Origin of the sequence: Macrococcus equipercicus, assembly GCF_004359525.2 — a bacterium.
GTDB lineage: Bacteria > Bacillota > Bacilli > Staphylococcales > Staphylococcaceae > Macrococcus > Macrococcus equipercicus.
This window is the reverse complement of the sequence record NZ_SCWC02000003.1, coordinates 22,489-40,006: the sequence shown is the minus strand read 5'-3', so window position 1 is coordinate 40,006 and position 17,518 is coordinate 22,489. Positions and strand designations below refer to the sequence as shown.

The 17,518-nt window shown below is 39.9% G+C and carries 20 protein-coding genes and 1 riboswitch; of the genes, 16 read left to right on the top strand and 4 right to left on the bottom strand.

Annotation, left to right across the window (positions count from 1 at the left end; translation table 11 throughout):
• Nucleotides 1-22 precede the first annotated feature (22 nt).
• Entirely contained in the window at nucleotides 23-1,183 is a 1,161-nt protein-coding gene (locus ERX35_RS05290; RefSeq protein WP_149458891.1) for a YsnF/AvaK domain-containing protein, read from the bottom strand.
• 237 nt (nucleotides 1,184-1,420) lie between these two features.
• Nucleotides 1,421-1,522, top strand: a riboswitch (purine riboswitch).
• Nucleotides 1,523-1,620: 98 nt separating this feature from the next.
• On the opposite strand from ERX35_RS05290, the gene xpt reads away from it, so the two are divergent.
• Genes xpt through guaA form a run of 4 tightly spaced genes read left to right on the top strand, consistent with a single transcriptional unit; the run spans nucleotide 1,621 to nucleotide 6,547 of the window.
• Nucleotides 1,621-2,199 carry a xanthine phosphoribosyltransferase gene (xpt, locus tag ERX35_RS05285; RefSeq protein ID WP_149458890.1) on the top strand — a complete coding sequence of 193 codons (579 nt, stop codon included), beginning with the start codon at nucleotides 1,621-1,623 and terminating at the stop codon, nucleotides 2,197-2,199.
• A complete protein-coding gene (locus tag ERX35_RS05280) occupies nucleotides 2,199-3,467 on the top strand; it encodes a nucleobase:cation symporter-2 family protein (protein ID WP_149458889.1) in 1,269 nt (422 codons plus the stop codon). Before xpt ends, ERX35_RS05280 begins: the two co-directional genes overlap by 1 nt.
• A 55-nt stretch (nucleotides 3,468-3,522) precedes the next feature.
• Nucleotides 3,523-4,992, top strand: a complete 1,470-nt coding sequence (gene guaB / locus ERX35_RS05275; RefSeq protein ID WP_149458888.1) for an IMP dehydrogenase — start codon at nucleotides 3,523-3,525, stop codon at nucleotides 4,990-4,992.
• A 13-nt stretch (nucleotides 4,993-5,005) separates the two neighbouring features.
• Nucleotides 5,006-6,547, top strand: coding sequence for a glutamine-hydrolyzing GMP synthase (gene guaA, locus ERX35_RS05270; RefSeq protein ID WP_149458887.1), 1,542 nt, complete (start codon nucleotides 5,006-5,008; stop codon nucleotides 6,545-6,547).
• A 145-nt stretch (nucleotides 6,548-6,692) separates the two neighbouring features.
• On the opposite strand, the gene ERX35_RS05265 is transcribed toward guaA, so the two are convergent.
• Together ERX35_RS05265 and ERX35_RS05260 are read right to left on the bottom strand one after the other, a co-directional pair.
• Nucleotides 6,693-7,928, bottom strand: a complete 1,236-nt coding sequence (locus tag ERX35_RS05265; protein WP_149458886.1) for a tyrosine-type recombinase/integrase — start codon at nucleotides 7,926-7,928, stop codon at nucleotides 6,693-6,695.
• Nucleotides 7,929-7,931: 3 nt separating this feature from the next.
• On the bottom strand, nucleotides 7,932-8,759 hold the full coding sequence (locus tag ERX35_RS05260) for a helix-turn-helix domain-containing protein (RefSeq protein ID WP_149458885.1): 828 nt from the start codon (nucleotides 8,757-8,759) through the stop codon (nucleotides 7,932-7,934).
• A 210-nt stretch (nucleotides 8,760-8,969) separates the two neighbouring features.
• Between ERX35_RS05260 and ERX35_RS05255 the strand changes: the two genes are divergently transcribed.
• The 12 genes from ERX35_RS05255 to ERX35_RS05205 all read left to right on the top strand — a co-directional run bounded on the left by ERX35_RS05255 (nucleotide 8,970) and on the right by ERX35_RS05205 (nucleotide 15,726).
• A complete protein-coding gene (locus ERX35_RS05255) occupies nucleotides 8,970-9,146 on the top strand; it encodes a helix-turn-helix transcriptional regulator (protein WP_281290582.1) in 177 nt (58 codons plus the stop codon).
• 22 nt (nucleotides 9,147-9,168) lie between these two features.
• Nucleotides 9,169-9,339 (top strand): hypothetical protein, encoded by a 171-nt coding sequence (locus ERX35_RS11410; protein ID WP_170234548.1) that lies wholly within the window; start codon nucleotides 9,169-9,171, stop codon nucleotides 9,337-9,339.
• A complete protein-coding gene (locus ERX35_RS05250; protein WP_149458883.1) occupies nucleotides 9,332-9,610 on the top strand; it encodes a helix-turn-helix domain-containing protein in 279 nt (92 codons plus the stop codon). Before ERX35_RS11410 ends, ERX35_RS05250 begins: the two co-directional genes overlap by 8 nt.
• Before the next feature lie 62 nt (nucleotides 9,611-9,672).
• Nucleotides 9,673-9,981: a hypothetical protein gene (locus ERX35_RS05245; RefSeq protein ID WP_149458882.1), complete on the top strand. Its 309-nt coding sequence runs from the start codon at nucleotides 9,673-9,675 to the stop codon at nucleotides 9,979-9,981.
• A gap of 297 nt (nucleotides 9,982-10,278) precedes the next feature.
• Entirely contained in the window at nucleotides 10,279-10,980 is a 702-nt protein-coding gene (locus ERX35_RS05240) for a primase C-terminal domain-containing protein (protein ID WP_170234547.1), read from the top strand.
• Complete coding sequence (locus tag ERX35_RS05235; protein WP_149458880.1) at nucleotides 10,955-12,307, top strand: DNA primase family protein; 1,353 nt, start codon at nucleotides 10,955-10,957, stop codon at nucleotides 12,305-12,307. The genes ERX35_RS05240 and ERX35_RS05235 overlap by 26 nt, the downstream gene beginning before the upstream one ends.
• 294 nt (nucleotides 12,308-12,601) lie before the next feature.
• Entirely contained in the window at nucleotides 12,602-12,850 is a 249-nt protein-coding gene (locus tag ERX35_RS05230) for a hypothetical protein (protein ID WP_149458879.1), read from the top strand.
• Complete coding sequence (locus ERX35_RS05225; RefSeq protein ID WP_149458878.1) at nucleotides 12,831-13,088, top strand: hypothetical protein; 258 nt, start codon at nucleotides 12,831-12,833, stop codon at nucleotides 13,086-13,088. Before ERX35_RS05230 ends, ERX35_RS05225 begins: the two co-directional genes overlap by 20 nt.
• 51 nt (nucleotides 13,089-13,139) lie before the next feature.
• Complete coding sequence (locus tag ERX35_RS05220; protein ID WP_170234546.1) at nucleotides 13,140-13,499, top strand: hypothetical protein; 360 nt, start codon at nucleotides 13,140-13,142, stop codon at nucleotides 13,497-13,499.
• Nucleotides 13,500-14,528: 1,029 nt separating this feature from the next.
• Nucleotides 14,529-15,062, top strand: a complete 534-nt coding sequence (locus tag ERX35_RS05215) for a pathogenicity island protein (RefSeq protein ID WP_149458876.1) — start codon at nucleotides 14,529-14,531, stop codon at nucleotides 15,060-15,062.
• Entirely contained in the window at nucleotides 15,059-15,394 is a 336-nt protein-coding gene (locus ERX35_RS05210; protein WP_149458875.1) for an SH2 domain-containing protein, read from the top strand. The genes ERX35_RS05215 and ERX35_RS05210 overlap by 4 nt, the downstream gene beginning before the upstream one ends.
• Nucleotides 15,391-15,726, top strand: coding sequence for a sigma factor-like helix-turn-helix DNA-binding protein (locus ERX35_RS05205; RefSeq protein WP_149458874.1), 336 nt, complete (start codon nucleotides 15,391-15,393; stop codon nucleotides 15,724-15,726). The genes ERX35_RS05210 and ERX35_RS05205 overlap by 4 nt, the downstream gene beginning before the upstream one ends.
• Before the next feature lie 639 nt (nucleotides 15,727-16,365).
• Here ERX35_RS05205 and ERX35_RS05200 read toward each other — a convergent pair.
• A complete protein-coding gene (locus ERX35_RS05200; protein WP_149458873.1) occupies nucleotides 16,366-17,439 on the bottom strand; it encodes an Abi family protein in 1,074 nt (357 codons plus the stop codon).
• Between the last annotated feature and the right edge of the window lie 79 nt (nucleotides 17,440-17,518).

The window sequence follows — 17,518 nt, the reverse complement described above, 5'->3', positions numbered from 1 at the left end:
GTTGATATTTAATGTTTTAATATTAACGACGATTTAAGTCGTTATCTAAACGGTCGTTATCAACATGAGTGTTTTGAGTATCGTCGATATTAACCTGTTCTTTACGTACTGTTTCAGATACATGCGCTGTATCTTGAACACGGTTTTTCTTAATGATTAACTCTTCAGCTACAACGTTTTCTTTCTCAACGTTGATGCGTTCTTCAGTTAATGGTACACGGATTGTATCGTTATCTAAACGGTCAAAGTCAACATCTCCGTCTACTCTTTCGTCAACACGGCGACGTTCAATCGTCACTTCGTCACGGCTTACTGGTACATCGAATTCTTGACGCTCTTCAACTACATCTTTGTCGATACGTACTTCGCCTGTTTGAACTTGATCTTTACCTACACGTAAACGTTCTTCGTGTAAACGGATTTTTTCGTCATCTGATAAATCAGCGCGGTTTTTAATATCTTCGTCGAATTCATAATCGCGGCGGTCGTTATTTAAAGCTCCGTCACGTCCTCCAACTAAATTGTTATCTAAGCGGTCGTTATCTACTCTGTCAAAATCGTTTGTGTTATTAAATTCGTTTCTCATGTCTACTCGTTCCTCTCTGTTATTAAGATTACTTTCTCGGTGGTGTGATGAATACTGTGCATCAGTATCTGATTCATAGCTTGCTCTGTTGCTTAAGCCTGTAGTGCCATCATCTGGATGACCATAGCTTTCGTTCGTTAACGTACGGCCTTTGTCATTGTTTACAGCGTCTGCGCTTGCAAATCCGCCGACAACACCATTCGTATTACCAACGCGGCGTGTTTCGTTACTTTCCACGTAATGATGATCACGTGTTGTAGTCGTTGTATCGTTATTATATGTTGCATTGTTATCTACATATAATAGGATGTTGCCGCTTTCAACTTCTCTCACATACTGATTCTGTTCGGCATCTGATAAATTTAATCTTTCAAATACACGATGCTGTGGGTCTTCACCAGTAAATAAGGAAGCCACTTTGTCACCGAATGAGCCATCTGCATTCTTATACTGGACATCTGTATAATCCAGCGCCGAACCTTCAAGCTTATTCTTCGAAATTACATGCATGTCGCGTTCAGCGATACCTTGTGATTTCAAGTTGTCGATTCTACTTAAAAGTGCTTGTTCGCTTGAAAACGATTCAATGTTTCTCATTTCAGCGTATACCTCCCAATTACTTTTAATGTGATTGTGATGCTCTAAGATGTCGTTGTAATTTTCTTGTGATAGTTAATTGATACCCGTGCTTTAAAAAAGCTAAACACTAAAACCAAAATATTTTGAAATCGCAGGCGACTTATGTGACTGAGCTGCGGAGATATTTCTCTTGAAAGCCTTATATTATGCGGATTTCCTGTTGATATCCTGAGATAACTTTGTTATCATCATAAGATAAAATAAATCAAAAACACTCATATAATATAAAGGATATGGCTTTAGAGTTTCTACCACATTACCGTAAATGATGTGACTATGAGTAATAAAAGACTGGATTCGCTATATCCTTTTTGACCAGGAAGTATATATTGAATCTTCTTTTTTTACTCACCTATTCTTTAATAGAGTGAGTTTTTTGTTTAAGGAGGACTCAATTGGAATTACTACAGCAAAAGGTAAAAGATGAAGGTGTCGTTATTGATGGAGCGATCTTAAAAGTCGATGCATTTTTAAATCATCAGATTGATGCCCATCTAATGAAAGAAGTCGGACAGACATTTTATAATTATTTTAATAAGAAAGGTGTCACTAAAATATTGACGATTGAAGCGTCAGGTATTGCACCGGCGATTATGGCAGCACTCGTCTTTGATGTACCGTGTCTGTTTGCGAAAAAAGCCGTGCCTTCTACGCTGACTGAAGCCGTCTATGCGACAGATATCCATTCTTATACGAAAAATAAAACAAGTCATGTAGTAATTTCCCAGAAGTTTCTCAGTGCGGATGACAATGTGCTGATTATTGACGATTTTCTTGCCAATGGTGAAGCAGCGCTTGGTCTGTATGATCTAGTGAGACAGGCTGGTGCTGACTGTGCCGGCGTCGGCATTGTCATCGAGAAAAGTTTCCAGCAGGGCGCAGCCCGCTTAAAAGATGAAGGGCTTGATGTATTAAGTCTCTGCCGTATTGCTTCACTTGAAAATAATAAAGTGACATTAGTGGGAGAAGAATGATGAAAAATTTGTTACTGAGTATTCAGCATCTGCTGGCGATGTATGCAGGTGCTATCATCGTACCGATCATTGTTGGCGGTGCGCTTCATTTTACGCCGCAAGAGATTGCGTATCTCGTGTCAATCGATATCTTTATGTGCGGGGTAGCGACATTCCTGCAAGTTTATAAAGGAATTGGTATCGGTCTGCCGGTTGTACTTGGCTGTACATTTACAGCAGTAACACCGATGATTATAGTCGGCTCGAAGCATGGCATAGGTGTACTCTATGGCTCGCTCTTTGTTTCCGGGATTATTATTGTACTGATTGCACCGTTTTTCTCTTATTTAGTTAAAATATTCCCGCCCGTTGTCACTGGCAGTGTCGTTACGATTATTGGTATTACATTAATGCCGGTTGCGATGAATAATCTCGCTGGTGGTCAAGGCTCAAAAGATTACGGTAGTCCTCTTAACATTATGCTCGGCTTAATTACATTGATCATCATCTTATTGATTCACCGTCTGTCTTCAGGATTTATCAGATCAATTGCAATCCTGCTCGGTCTGATCGCAGGAACAGTTATTGCAGCGTTTTTTGGTCTTGTGCATATGGATGCAGTGACGCAGTCTAACTGGTTTGAATTACCACGACCGTTCCGCTTCAGCGGCTTTAAGTTTGAACTTGGCTCCATACTATTATTCGTTATTGTCGGCATTGTCAGCTTGATTGAATCGACTGGTGTCTATTCAGCACTCAGTGAAATCACGAAAACCCCATTGACACGTAAAGATATCGGAAAAGGTTACCGGGCTGAAGGACTTGCGATTATACTCGGTTCCATCTTCAATGCCTTCCCGTATACGGCGTATTCACAGAACGTCGGTCTCGTCTCATTATCAGGCGTCAAGTCCAATAAAGTAATGTACGGCATGGTGGCACTGCTCTTATTCTGTGGTTCTATTCCAAAGCTCGGTGCTATTGCGACTATTATCCCGGCAGCAGTTCTCGGCGGTGCGATGATTGCGATGTTTGGGATGGTCATGGCATACGGCGTTAAAATGCTCGGTGCCATTGACTTTACGAAGCAGGACAATCTGCTGATTATCGCGGTTTCAGTCGGCCTTGGTCTCGGTATCACAACCGTACCCGGTGCTTTCAGCAAGTTCGGCAATGACTTTGCCTGGTTGACCCAGAACGGTATTGTCCTTGGAACATTTACTGCGATTATTCTGAATTTATTATTTAACGGCTTTAACAATCAACAAAACACGGATTATATGAAATAATAGAGAGATAGAAAAGAACTTATGATTTTTAGAATAATAAATGGAGGTAGTCAACATGTGGGAAACAAAGTTTCAAAAAGAAGGACTGACTTTTGACGATGTATTACTGATTCCTGGTAAATCAGATGTACTGCCGAACCAAGTAGATTTAAAAGTGGCCTTATCAGAGCGTCTCAAATTAAATATTCCAATTCTGTCTGCTGGTATGGACACAGTAACAGAAGCGAAGATGGCCATCGCAATGGCACGTCAAGGTGGTCTTGGCGTTATTCATAAAAACATGTCCATCGAGCAGCAGGCAGATGAAGTGCAGAAAGTAAAACGGTCAGAGAACGGCGTCATTACAAATCCGTTCTTCTTGACGCCGGAAGAGCAAGTATTTACAGCTGAACATTTAATGAGCAAATACCGTATTTCCGGTGTGCCGATTGTTAATAACGAGAAAGAAATGAAACTTGCAGGGATTATTACGAACCGTGATCTCCGTTTCATTGAAGATTACTCTATTAAAATCAATGATGTCATGACAAAAGACGACCTCGTCACAGCACCAGTCGGCACTACACTTGCTGAAGCTGAGAAGCTATTGCAGCAGTACAAGATTGAAAAGCTGCCGCTTGTCGACGATAAAGGGATGCTGAAAGGTTTAATCACGATTAAAGATATCGAGAAAGTGATTGAATTCCCGAACGCGGCTAAAGATGAGCACGGCCGTCTGTTAGTAGCAGCAGCCGTCGGTATCGCAAAAGATACAATTACACGTGCGAAGTATTTAGTAGAAGCAGGAACAGATGCACTCGTCATCGACACAGCACACGGCCATTCTAAAGGTGTGCTCGACATGGTGTCAGAGCTTAAATCAAACTTCCCTGACGTGACATTGATTGCAGGTAACGTGGCGACTGCTGAAGGCACACGTGCATTGATTGAAGCAGGAGCAGATGTCGTTAAAGTTGGTATCGGACCAGGCTCTATTTGTACGACGCGTGTCGTTGCAGGAGTTGGTGTCCCTCAAATTACTGCTATATATGACGCAGCCACAGAAGCAAAAAAACTTGGGAAAACGATTATCGCAGACGGCGGTATTAAATATTCCGGCGATATCGTCAAAGCGCTTGCTGCCGGCGGGCACGCGGTTATGCTCGGCTCACTGCTCGGCGGAACAGAGGAAAGCCCCGGAGCGACTGAAATCTTCCAGGGACGTCAGTACAAAGTGTACCGCGGTATGGGTTCACTCGGTGCGATGGAGAAAGGGTCTAAAGACCGCTACTTCCAGGACGACAAAGAAGCGAAGAAGTTCGTGCCGGAAGGAATCGAAGGACGTATCGCATTCAAAGGAGCACTGCAGGATACTATTTATCAGTTAATCGGTGGCATTAGAAGCGGTATGGGTTATACAGGCGCTAAAGATTTAGCGGCGCTGAGAGAAGAAGCACAGTTCATCAAGATGACAGGTGCCGGTCTGAAAGAAAGCCATCCGCACGACGTGCATATTACAAAAGAAGCACCTAACTACTCAATATAAGGAGATATCATACATGGAAATGGCATTAGAGCAAGAACTGATTCTTGTCCTCGACTTCGGAAGTCAGTACAATCAGCTGATTACAAGACGTATCCGCGAGATGGGTGTGTACAGTGAGCTGCATGACCACGAGATTTCAATCGATGAGATCAAGAAGATGAACCCGAAAGGCATCATCCTCTCAGGTGGACCAAACTCAGTATACGAAGAAGGATCATTCACAATCGATCCTGCTATCTTCGATTTAGGCGTACCTGTTCTTGGTATTTGTTACGGCATGCAGCTGATGACGAAGTTACTCGGCGGCTCTGTAGAACGTGCGAACGAACGCGAATACGGTAAAGCAGTCATCACGGCTGAGACACATTCACTCTTCCATCTGCTGCCGGAAGAGCAGACGGTATGGATGAGCCACAGTGACAAAGTCATCAACATCCCTGAAGGCTTCCGCATGATCGCGAATTCACCAAGCTGTAAATACGCAGCAGTAGAGAACGCAGAACGTCAGCTGTACGGCGTGCAGTTCCATCCGGAAGTCCGTCACTCTGAATACGGTAACGACTTACTTCGCAACTTCATCCGTAAAATCTGTAACTGCACAGGCGAATGGACGATGGAAAACTTCATCGATATCGAAGTGGAGAAAATCCGTGAGCAGGTCGGCGACAAAAAAGTATTATGCGCGATGAGCGGCGGCGTCGATTCATCAGTCGTTGCTGTGCTGCTGCATAAAGCAATCGGCGACCAGCTGACATGTATCTTCGTCGACCACGGTTTACTGCGTAAAGGCGAAGGCGACATGGTCATGAAGCATTTCGCAGAAGGGTTCAACATCAATATCATCCGAGTAGACGCGAAAGACCGCTTCATGAGCAAGCTTAAAGGCATCTCTGACCCTGAACAGAAACGTAAAATCATCGGTAATGAATTCATCTATGTCTTTGACGATGAAGCGTCTAAATTACAGGGCGTTGAATTCCTGGCGCAAGGTACACTGTATACAGATATCATCGAATCAGGTACAAAGACCGCTCAGACTATCAAATCTCACCACAACGTCGGCGGCTTACCAGAAGACATGCAGTTCAAATTAATCGAACCGATCAACACACTCTTCAAAGATGAAGTACGTGCACTCGGTATCGAACTCGGTATCCCAGAACACCTCGTATGGCGTCAGCCGTTCCCGGGCCCGGGTCTTGGAATCCGTGTGTTAGGTGAAATCACAGAAGAGAAACTGGAAATCGTCCGTGAATCAGATGCTATTTTAAGAGAAGTCATTGCACAAGAAGGACTTGAACGCGACATCTGGCAATACTTCACGGTCCTCCCTGACATCCGCTCCGTCGGTGTCATGGGCGACTACAGAACATATGACTATACAATCGGCGTCCGTGCCGTGACAAGTATTGACGGCATGACGAGCGACTTCGCACGAATCGACTGGGAAGTGCTGCAGAAAGTATCCAGCCGGATCGTCAACGAAGTGAATCACGTTAACCGTGTGGTGTATGACATTACCTCTAAGCCACCGAGCACGATTGAGTGGGAATAGAACTATAAAATAGTAAAACCCTTTAACCACAGCGGTTAGAGGGTCTTTTTTGTGTTCTGAAATTAGAAAAAACAGCAGAAAAACAGCAAAGTGTGAGAAAAACTGTTCTCCAGGCATAAAAAAAGAGCCGATTTATCGACCCTCCTTAATAACTAACCGCTTCTAATTTACTCATCATGTCTTTATCCATCTGTTCGGTCACATGGCTGTAGATCTGTAATGTGGTCTTATGGTCTGTATGGCCTACTCTATCCATAATAGCCCGTAGCGAGACCCCTAACTGACTTAACAGCGATATATGGCTATGTCGTAGCGTGTGAGTGGTTACATGCTTATCAATCAGCTTCTTGCCCTGGTCGTCCTTTATCTCGTCTACAGCCGTCTTGATGTTGCGATTGACCGATGATAACGCCATAGGATTGCCGTAGTGGTTAGTGAAGATGAAGCCGCGATCTATATAGTTACTGTCCCACTGTGTCGCTTTCTTATTCTCTAGCATGACTTTACGCAAGATGTCACAGCTTCTAGTGGTCAGTGAGATAGTTCTATAGGACGCTTCCGTCTTAGTTGTATCTTTCAAACCATGCCCCTGGTCGTCATCTATCCAGTGAATAGTACCGTCTATTTCTAGTGTCTGTTTATCAAAGTTGATGTTATTAGGCTGTATGGCCAGTAACTCACCGATACGCATACCGTTAAGAGCCATGAACTCGACAATATAAGCAGTGATTAAATATGACCGCTTCATGTAGCCCGCCCGTTTCTCGTCAGCGAGTGCGTTCAGCTTATGCACTATCATCGTGATCTGTGACATTTCTAAATAGTTCTCACGTTTAGCCTTTACCTCGTCCCTGGTCTTCGCTTGCTTAGGGATAGTTACGTCCTCCAGATAGGATATATCAGTTAAGTTATAACGTTTCTGTGTGTACTTCATGATGTTTCTGACAATGCTCATAGCGTCCTTGATGACCTTATGGCTTAGATTGTCGTTGGAAGCGGAATTGATGAAGTCCTGGAACGTTTCAGCCGTCATATTCTTAACCAGTATGTCTTTATCTACATTCCGTTTAATGTGTTCAATCTTATAATACTTAGTGGCGATGGTGGACTGTTTAGACCCCGATACTATTTTGTAGTTAGAAAACCATTCATCGCACGCCTGGTGAAACGTAAGGCTTTTAAGTGTCGATGGTGTTCTGTCATTCAGCTTCTCTTTAACCTTTTCCGTCAACCGCTTCTGTGCTTCTTTCTGTGAGGGCTTAGTGTCCTTATTCATCACTACAGATACATAACGCCACTTGTCTGTTAAAGGGTCTTTATACTTCTCATAGAAGCGGTACTTCTCTACCCCGTGCTTGTCTGTGAATGGTACTGACCACATAGGCTAGTCCTCCTTGTCTGTTTCTTTATCATATTCATCAGTGAGACGGGCTATCTCACTAGATATAAATTCAATCGCATTTAATAAGGTTTCTTTACTAAAATCTAATTCTTCTTCATGTTCTTCTAATTCCATTGACAATACTTGTAATGTATTGTCATATTCATATTTGAAATTTTCTTCCGAGAAGTTTTTTCTCAAGTCATTGAGTACACGTAAATCGTTACGAAGTCTGTCTAGCTTTTGGGCTATTTCATCATAATATACTTCTATATGATTAATTTTTGCTTGCTCTTCTAACGCTTTCTCATATCCAATTTTTATATTTTCTTCTATATCTTCCATAAATAATAATTGAGTAATCATGTTCTTAATAAATGATTTATGTTTATCGTTTAATTCGACATATTCATCAAAACCATTATTTTTGTATTGAAATTTTAAATCAAATTTATTATCCAATACATAAAATAAATCTAAATATGGTTTCTCAAGTGGTACGTTGGAAAGATTATCGTAAGCACCTAAGTATTTACTGTAGCTTATTTTAAAATCATCATCATGGGCAATATGGCGACGTGATGGATAACCAGCTATACTATATAATTTTTCTTCTACGTCAGCATGATCATAGCCGATATGCCGTAATGCTGTAGCAAGTCTATTAAGTACTTTTTTACTAGGTACATTGTTATTGTTGTTATTTTCTATAGCACTGATATAGGACTGACTATAACCGACATAACTACCTAATTCTTTAGCAGTAACTTTTTTATTTTTTCTTAACTTCTTAATGTAGTCTCCTAGTTGTCTAGCTTCTTCATTAATCATATTCAACCTCCTTGTTTAATAGTCATTTTTATCACAAATATATAATAACATTAATTTTATCTTAAATAAATATGATATACATCTTGAAAGTTATTTAATCTTGATATATCATATTACTTGTAATAAACATTTTTTTATAACAAATAAAGTGATAAATGAGGTGATTTATTGTTTAAGTGCTATTCCATTCAGACCGAGTTAGATAAGCGTATGACCTTAAAAGGATATACAAACATGACACTAGCAGAAGCAGTGGGCGTTACTTATCAGCATTTAAGTAGTATTAGAAATAGAAAAGTTAATGCTAGCCCCAAACTTGCCAAACGTATAGCGGACAGCCTGGGCGTAGAGATTGAACAAATCTTTACGATTGAAGCTAAAAAATAAAACCATTAAGGGAGGTGATTTCATGAAGACAGTCATTAAAACAACGCTTTATCTCATCATTGCTTACAGCCTGGGACAGACCTTTGATATGACAGGACAGCACAGCGTAGCAATTATGTATTTTAGCTTATTGGGTGTTATCACCTACGAAGCGATGAAGTTAGATAGTAAAGGGGGACAAACAAATGAGTAATATCGTTAAGTTACGAGAAGAGCCGACACCACAGAACAGTGTACTTAAAGATGAACAGGTCGCACCCGTAAAGATGATTTACTGTAAGATCTCGACACTACCGAAGCTATTCAATATCAGCAAGGCGACAGCATACCGATTTCTTAAAGAAGCGGAGGATATGGAAGAGTTTAAAGGTCGTATCTGTACAGACGTATCAGCGACTTTAACGTTAGTTCATATCGACACGTTCAGCGAGTTTTTAAGAAGTAAGCATAAGAAGTATCTATAAAGTTAAACCGCTTCACACACGGCTTATATGAGCCACATAACACTATTAGGAGGAAAAAGAACATGGAATTTATCAATTATCCCGAGGTAAAACACGCCCCACTAATCGAGTTAGGTTTTAACAATGGCATGGCCACAGGTTACGAGAAAGTAGAAGCACTGATTAAGGAAGAGTTACCGAAGTATGAAGATGGCAGTAAAGAAAGCCTGGTATTAAATAACTTATTGCTACAAGTGAATGTGAAGACGATTGAAGAAAAACAACGTATCAGCGAGTTAGAAAGCTATCTGAAAGAAGCGGTCAGCTACAATCAGCAGAAAAAGAAGCAGTCATTATTGAGCAGATTATTTACGAAAATAAAAAAAGCCTAGTTACTTAACTCACCGTCCAAAGTTAGTAAGTAACTAAGCCCACAAAAAGAGGACTATTTTCTAATAGTCCTACTTGTATTTTAACAGAAAGGAATAGCCCTTTACATTAATTATATCATGCCAGGGGCGACTATGCCGATGAAAAATACTCTATTCACCGTTAACCATTATGCCAGTCTTGACGCTAACTCTTATGTAGACAGCAAGGACATGGACTTTAAAGAGTTGGTCGAGTACCTAGATACAAATACTGTATCAGATAATAAATATAAAAATGGTCTATTCCTTATAGGTGACATGTCCGACACGCACCGTATCAATGACCATATCATCAATAAGCACGCTTTAGCGATAGATTATGACGAGTTACCCGAGGGCTTTGATTTAATACAGCAGATTAAGGACACGTTAGGCTTCTCGTGGATATGCTTCTCAACGCATAATCACACCGCAGACAAGCCACGTTTACGCCTGGTTATACCCTTATCAAGTCCACTGCATAACGACTACTACAGCCACGCTATAGCTGTTATAGATGAAGCATTAGGCGTGAAGTCAGACCCGAGCAGTGTGAAGCTAAGCCAAGCACAAGCACGCCAGGTACTCAAAACCGCTTCAAGTGATCGTGTGTTTGAGTATAATGAAACACATTTACTTGATACGACTAAGCTAGTAGAAATGATTAAACAGCGACAGCCTAAAGATAAGCCACTGATGGCCACGAGAAGCCCGAGAAGAGACGCTAGCCATTGGTCAAGTATTTGTTACGGGGTAGGCGAGGGACAGCGTAACAGCAGTTTAGCGAGCATTACAGGGCTACTACTTTATAGAGGTGTACCGATAGAAGCGGTCACGGGTCTGTTATGGTGTTGGAACAATAATAATGATGTACCGATGGACGAGAAAGAATTTAAAAAGACACTCGACAGCATACTGAAAAAGCACCTAGACGGAGGAGGTAGATTAGTAACATATGACAACAAAACAGAAACCGACTGAATTAATAGAATACGCTAACGAAGTCAGACAGGAACACAGCAGTAAATTAGTGAAGTTTGAGAAAGGTCATTCAGAGTTTTGGGACGGTCAAGCATTCAAACATGATGAGTTCGCTCAATATATTTTACAGAAGTACCACTTCATCGTATTAGATGATGACGCATTACATTGCTTTGAAAAAACACATTATGTATATGTCGATATGGCTAAGTTCAGACGTATTTTAGTTAAAGATATGCCGATACTGAAAGAAGCACAGCGGAAAGAGGTCTACTACAGTCTGATGGCCAGGGCTAAGCAACGTCAACGCTCACACCCTCGCTATCTATCACTTAAAAATGGTGTGTTTGATGTTAAGGAGAAAGTGCTACACCCTAACAGTACCGACTATATCATCACTAATCACATTAATGTGATCTATGACCCTAAAGCCTACAGCAAGGACTTAGACAAGTTTTTAAACGATATTGCTAACAACGATAGACAGATTAAGAAGTTGTTATTAGAAAGTGTCGGTTATGGTCTCTATGCTAGTCCGTTCATGCAAAAATGTTTCATTCTCTATGCACCAGGAAGCAACGGAAAATCTTCATGGTTTAACTTGCTTTATCAGTTTTATGGTAAAGATAATATCACACCCCTAAGTCTGAAAGATACAGAGCATGAATTTAAGTTGTTCGGTCTCTTAAATAAGATGGTGGCAATAGGTGATGATATTTCAGCTACACGCCTGGAGGACGCAGAAAACCTAAAAAAATTGGTCACGGGGGACGCTATCTATTGTAATAGGAAGTATGAAAGCCCTCTACCCTTACACAATTATGCTACCTTGATGTATTCCAGTAACCAGTTACCCAACATTAAAGATACGACACACGGGTTATACAGACGCTTAACCATCATTCCTTTTATGAATACATTCAGCAAAGAGAAAGGCAACCTGGACTTATCCATCAATGAGAAGTTAGATAATCACATTGTTAGATCTCACTTATTCAATGAAGCGATTAAGGGCTTAGATAGAATACTTGAAAAACAAGAGTTCACCGAACCTAAAGCAGTCACAGACGCACTACAGCAGTATCAGAAAGATAATAATATCGTGGTCGAGTTTGTGGAAGATGTCGGAATGGATAAGGTAGTAGACCGAGATGACAGATTAGTATTTGATGATTTCCTAACATGGCTAGAAGAGAACGGGCTTAATAAGAAGTCTAAGAAGTTTTTAACCGCAGAACTTGAAAAGGCTTATGGTCTGATAAAGGGTGAAACTTCAAAACGTATCAATAATAGACCAACTAAGATAAGAATATATAAAAAAGGTTAGTATTCTGCCATACTGCCATACATTCTGCCATACGCTTAAAACCAGTAACGACAAGCGATTAAACGTATTGTATGGCATGTATGCAACTTTTTAATCAAAAAATATTATTTAAATAAGAAGTAGCAAGTAATATATAAAGGTTTTGGCGTTTTTTTCTGCCATACTGCCATACAACTGTTAAAACCCTTGATATATAAGACTTTAAACGTATGGCAAATATATTTTTGTATGGCAAAAAAAATGACATACACAGCGACATAAATACTACATTTCACTACATTAGGAGGTCATCGCATGTATAAAGAGTTTTACGGTGAGAAGCTCACCCAGGAACAGCTAAAGACAATGGATAGAATGATAGAACATTTCAAGAAGCGGTGGGAAGTAGCCAGTATCGAGAAAGAATTTATAGAAACGACTTACCACGATGACGGGACAGTGACTAAAAGCGTGGTCTTTCAGTTCACAATAGCGGAAGAGATCAGAGAAGTGATAACACACGTACTAACGGAGGATATTATCAATGAATGTAAAGCTGTTTAAAAGAGGTTATGTGGATTGTCAGCCCTATGCCGATAGATATGGTGGTATGACAGACAGACGTAAAGAGACACAAGAAGAGTATGAAGCACGGTTGAATGAATTCCTGGAACAGCACCACATTATAGATATTAAGCCTATCTACAGCGGTGATTGGGACGAGGACGGTGGCGGTGTCTACTGTGAACTTATGGTGATGTATGAGCCGATGAAAGTCAATAACCCGTTCGCTAAAAACTAACCTAACTAGACCGTCTATAATATGGCGGTCTTTCTACTAAAGGTGGTCTATATGGATAAAGCAGTGAGCAACTATTTAGAGTATGAATTAAGGTGTTATAAGGCCATGAAGCAACGCCAGGCATTAGAGGATAGACGACAGCTAGACCGCTTCACAGCACAGGATATGACCGCCCTGGAACGTTACAGGCGTAGTCGATATAGAAAGCACGTCATAGAAGTGATAGAAGAGACTTATGAGAGTGTAGACGAGTTAGACAGACAGCTTATAGAACTTTATTACTTTGATAACAGTAGTGTGATTAATGGCGATGGCGTGGCCGACAAGCTACACATATCAAGACGGGACTTCTACAATCGGAAGCAGAAGATATTAGACCGCCTGGGGAAGTGTCTAGGGGTGGAAAGCTAACAAATGCTAACGTTTTGAAGTACAGAACTTGATAAAACTTGAACTTTTCAGAGATATAGAGGGACTAAAAACCTAATAAAACCTCATAAAACCTCACAAAACTTAACATTTACTAATTAATACTAACGCTTTGCATGGCCTAACAGCCCTTAAACCCTTGATATAGAGCGATTTTAGTTAAATGATAATGCAAATTAATGCAAATTTCAGCGACTTTTTTAATGTTGTATTTCTCAATATATTTAGGTGTTTCAGCACTATATGACAAGCGAGGTGACAAGATGGCCTATACAGGTACAAGAAAGCTATGCACGTCAGAACTTTTCGAGATCAATATCAATAAGATGAAAGTAGAGGACAGCTTCATAGGGGTGAAGCGGTTGGGATTAGACTTCGCTGATTTTACAATGCCATGTTATGTAGAGGGTGTAAAGGTGGGATATGGTACACGTTACTTCTTTAGGTGTGGCCGATGTAATGCCAGGGTGACTAAACTCTATACAGTACCGAAGCCGACAGCGAAGCACACGACAGGCTGTAGACACTGTTTAGAACTGAACTATATTTCACAGCAAGCGACTAAGACTGATCTAGCGTATGAATACCATTTAATGAAGCGGTATGGTCGTATGTTAGACCCTAATTATCATTTAGTGGACTTTACAACGCCTTGCCCCTGGAAGCCTAAGCACATGCACTATAAGACGTATGAGAAGATAAGGAATAAATACGAGAAAGCCAGTCATTCAGCACATAAAAAATTCAGTGCCATGATAGGACCGACTATAGAAAGAATAAGAAAACAGCTATATGGTAAGCCCTCCCCCTTAGAATAAATCGGCTATCAAGACAGAAATCAAGGAACGGTGTAGGTCTCGACTGTCTAGAAATTTCTAGTCTCACGTACGACCCCACCCCCCTAAAATCATAACGGTTAGACTATCGACTGTTCAAAAATATAGCTGTCTCACACGTAAGGGGGGTACTTCACCTTTTAAGATAATAAGCAATCTATTAAGGAGGTTATCAATGAAGCTAAAGCGGTGTAATCAGATACTTCACTATGAGGGTGGCAAGATAACAGAATACGAACTACTGACCCGATATAACCCCCGTTTCATCAACGGTAAGATACAGGCTATTCAATATCAGATTAATGCCATGTACTCACTTAATCAGTCGCATGTCGTAAGCTGTGACGTGAGGGGTGTGATTAGTGTCAGCTACCCAGTAGATAAGTTAGTGATATGGATAATCGAGCAGAAAGAAGCCCTGGAACGATATAAGACCGCTTCTAGTGGCAATCTAGCAACACTAAAAAGAATAGTCAGCAGATACACGCCCCAGGAACAGAAAGACATTATCAGATACATGGCTTCTAATGGCCGTTACAGACCTATAGGCGTGATAGAACGGCTACAGGTAGATTTATATAGAACAGTGAATAACGCCCGTCAGAAGCGGAATAGAGGGCGTAGAGAAGCACAGCAGAGGGCTGTATCTGAACACGTAGCACTGATTAAGCAGACCATCAATAAAGAGCGTGAGGTGTTGGCGATATGATTGAAATAGTGAGGTGGGAGCCGTTAACTAAGAATGATATTAGGGTATTAGAATCACGGCTAAAGTCCTATCATCAACTTGCTAAAGTATATAAGAATAGACCTAAAGAGTGGTCAGATCTCTATTATCAGAATGTAGGGACAATCGTTAACGGGATAATGGAAGCATACAACGAGTGTACAGCCTTTGAGCAGAATATCATTAAGCTGTCTTATTGGGATATTCAAGATGATAAAATTATAGCGGAAGTGCTAGGTGTTAAAGTCAGTCATATAAAAGCCCGTAGAATGAAGATATTAAAGCTAGTGGCCAACGCCATACTTCTAATATGAAATACGATAAAGAAGCGGTGAAGCTGTTCATAAAGAATTATCACAAACATAGTGACAGCCAGGACATAGACCAGTTAGAAGATATAGATGACTTCTTTAGCATTACAGACAGCGTGGCCTATGACATGGAGGACAGCACGCATATAGATGAAATAGCGTTCTTCAATGAATTGGAAGCGGTTATAGAGCAAGTAGGAACGATGAAACAGCAGTTCGTTTTTTATATGCTGTGTGAGGGTCTGACGTTAGAAGAGACAGGCAAGCGAGTTCTATTATCCAGGGAACGAGTAAGACAGTTATATGATGATCTACTGAATAAGATATGTGAGTAAGCCTTGTTTATATGACGGGAGTTATTTATGGAATAGGACAGATAAAAACAGCAAAAAAACAGCACGCTTCTGAGAAAAACAGCAACGCCAGGAAACACATTTAAGATATGCACCGCTTCAAACCCTTGATACATAAGGTTTTGAAACTCTATGAAATTTCTCTATTTTCTATTTTGGATTGAGTGGGAATAGTTGTAAAAATAATAAGAATCCTTTAACATCAAGTGTTAGAGGGTTCTTTTTCTTTTAAAATTGATTAAAAAAGGGCAAAAAAAGGGCATACTAGTTTAATTACTAGGAACGCTGAGAGATAATAAAATGAATATTATGCGACGTGAAGTCCTAAAATAGGATGGCATATAATTGCTAGGGAAACTGATCAGCGTAAACAATCCTTACGCCCTTATATAAGGATGAAAATAATGTTTAGGTCCTTTAAGAAGCGAACTCGAAAACTATCTTTCGAGCTTTCGAGTAGGGCCAATATCTCGTCCTTATTTTATTAGATCTACTTATCTCACTTATGGATTATATAAGTCAGATATTGATTCTAATAATAAAAAAATGATAAATAAAAAAATCACTCAACGAATATTGTTGTTAAGTGATTTTAAGTGGGATATCTGTTAGATTATAAATTTACTTTTCGAGGATGCTATTAAGCGTCTTCAGTTGCTCTAAATGCTGTGGGGTAATGCCGATTTTCTGAAATAAATTAACAGTGCTCTCGTTTTCCATTCCTCTATGAATATCTATCAGCTCATTAATTAGATTCGTTCTTATATTTAAACTCTTTGTAAATAGTAGGACGACAATAAACAAAGCGTATAGGTCATTTTTACCGATACCTTGCTTATAATCTAAATCCGTAATAAAAGGATAACCGAGCAATTGATTAAAGTCACTCTGTGAGATACGGGCTTCATGTTCGGTTGATCTATATGAATAAAATCTTTGTCCATGAGCGATTCTATTTCTAAACTCTCTTAACAAATTAAAGAGATTAACATTAAGCTGGTTGATATTAATTTCATTCTGCCCTGGTGAGTAATTTTTTAGAGAAGTCATGTTTAAAGTTACTTCTTCTCTATGCTCTTTCTGCAATATGCTGAACCATTTGATAGTCTGGCCAAAATTATGAGGTAGTATAATAATCCAAGGGGGCACATGATTATGATTTTTAAGATAGTGATTAATCGAATCATTATATTTAAGATTTAGTGTTTTACTCACATCATTTAATATACCGCCACGTTTGGGCTTGTGCTGGTCATAGAGTTTGGTATCAAGGTATGTATCTTTTCTATCATATTTTTCTTTACCATGCTGATCTCTAAACTTTTCCGTAGGCTGTTGAACTCCATAATATTTAGCAACGACAGCAGATAGATTTGTTTTTAAAGATTGTTCTATCAAGATGATATATTTAAATAATGTATTTTTTAAGCGAGTATCAAATTTATAGCAAATATAGAAGTCCATAAAAGTAGTGCCTGGCTTATAAAATGCATCTCCCTCGCTTCTATAAATGTCATAGTAGGCATTAATAAGCGAATAATAAGAAATGGTTTTAAGCTGTTCTAAAGCGAATACTTTATCTTGTATAATCAGACCTCTGTCTTCTAAAAGAACTAGCTGATCGTCACAGCTTAAATAAGGCTTACTATATTCAGACTGATTTAAATAACTTTTAATCTCCGCAATCTTCCTCATATTCTATTCCTTTCTATAACGAAAAAACTCCCATGCTTAGCACAGGAGTTTCATCGAGTCGTTTCAGCGAACAACTATC

What these genes read in the sequence shown, in the direction of transcription:
- ERX35_RS05250 (WP_149458883.1), top strand. Translation starts at nt 9,332, where the DNA reads ATGAGTAATATCGTTAAGTTACGAGAAGAGCCGACACCACAGAACAGT.
- ERX35_RS05290 (WP_149458891.1), bottom strand. Translation starts at nt 1,183, where the DNA reads ATGAGAAACATTGAATCGTTTTCAAGCGAACAAGCACTTTTAAGTAGA.
- ERX35_RS05230 (WP_149458879.1), top strand. Translation starts at nt 12,602, where the DNA reads ATGTATAAAGAGTTTTACGGTGAGAAGCTCACCCAGGAACAGCTAAAG.
- ERX35_RS05240 (WP_170234547.1), top strand. Translation starts at nt 10,279, where the DNA reads ATGTCCGACACGCACCGTATCAATGACCATATCATCAATAAGCACGCT.
- ERX35_RS05220 (WP_170234546.1), top strand. Translation starts at nt 13,140, where the DNA reads ATGGATAAAGCAGTGAGCAACTATTTAGAGTATGAATTAAGGTGTTAT.
- ERX35_RS05245 (WP_149458882.1), top strand. Translation starts at nt 9,673, where the DNA reads ATGGAATTTATCAATTATCCCGAGGTAAAACACGCCCCACTAATCGAG.
- ERX35_RS05210 (WP_149458875.1), top strand. Translation starts at nt 15,059, where the DNA reads ATGATTGAAATAGTGAGGTGGGAGCCGTTAACTAAGAATGATATTAGG.
- guaB (WP_149458888.1), top strand. Translation starts at nt 3,523, where the DNA reads ATGTGGGAAACAAAGTTTCAAAAAGAAGGACTGACTTTTGACGATGTA.
- guaA (WP_149458887.1), top strand. Translation starts at nt 5,006, where the DNA reads ATGGAAATGGCATTAGAGCAAGAACTGATTCTTGTCCTCGACTTCGGA.
- ERX35_RS05255 (WP_281290582.1), top strand. Translation starts at nt 8,970, where the DNA reads ATGACCTTAAAAGGATATACAAACATGACACTAGCAGAAGCAGTGGGC.
- ERX35_RS05215 (WP_149458876.1), top strand. Translation starts at nt 14,529, where the DNA reads ATGAAGCTAAAGCGGTGTAATCAGATACTTCACTATGAGGGTGGCAAG.
- ERX35_RS05235 (WP_149458880.1), top strand. Translation starts at nt 10,955, where the DNA reads ATGACAACAAAACAGAAACCGACTGAATTAATAGAATACGCTAACGAA.
- ERX35_RS11410 (WP_170234548.1), top strand. Translation starts at nt 9,169, where the DNA reads ATGAAGACAGTCATTAAAACAACGCTTTATCTCATCATTGCTTACAGC.
- ERX35_RS05265 (WP_149458886.1), bottom strand. Translation starts at nt 7,928, where the DNA reads ATGTGGTCAGTACCATTCACAGACAAGCACGGGGTAGAGAAGTACCGC.
- ERX35_RS05200 (WP_149458873.1), bottom strand. Translation starts at nt 17,439, where the DNA reads ATGAGGAAGATTGCGGAGATTAAAAGTTATTTAAATCAGTCTGAATAT.
- ERX35_RS05225 (WP_149458878.1), top strand. Translation starts at nt 12,831, where the DNA reads ATGAATGTAAAGCTGTTTAAAAGAGGTTATGTGGATTGTCAGCCCTAT.
- ERX35_RS05280 (WP_149458889.1), top strand. Translation starts at nt 2,199, where the DNA reads ATGAAAAATTTGTTACTGAGTATTCAGCATCTGCTGGCGATGTATGCA.
- ERX35_RS05260 (WP_149458885.1), bottom strand. Translation starts at nt 8,759, where the DNA reads ATGATTAATGAAGAAGCTAGACAACTAGGAGACTACATTAAGAAGTTA.
- ERX35_RS05205 (WP_149458874.1), top strand. Translation starts at nt 15,391, where the DNA reads ATGAAATACGATAAAGAAGCGGTGAAGCTGTTCATAAAGAATTATCAC.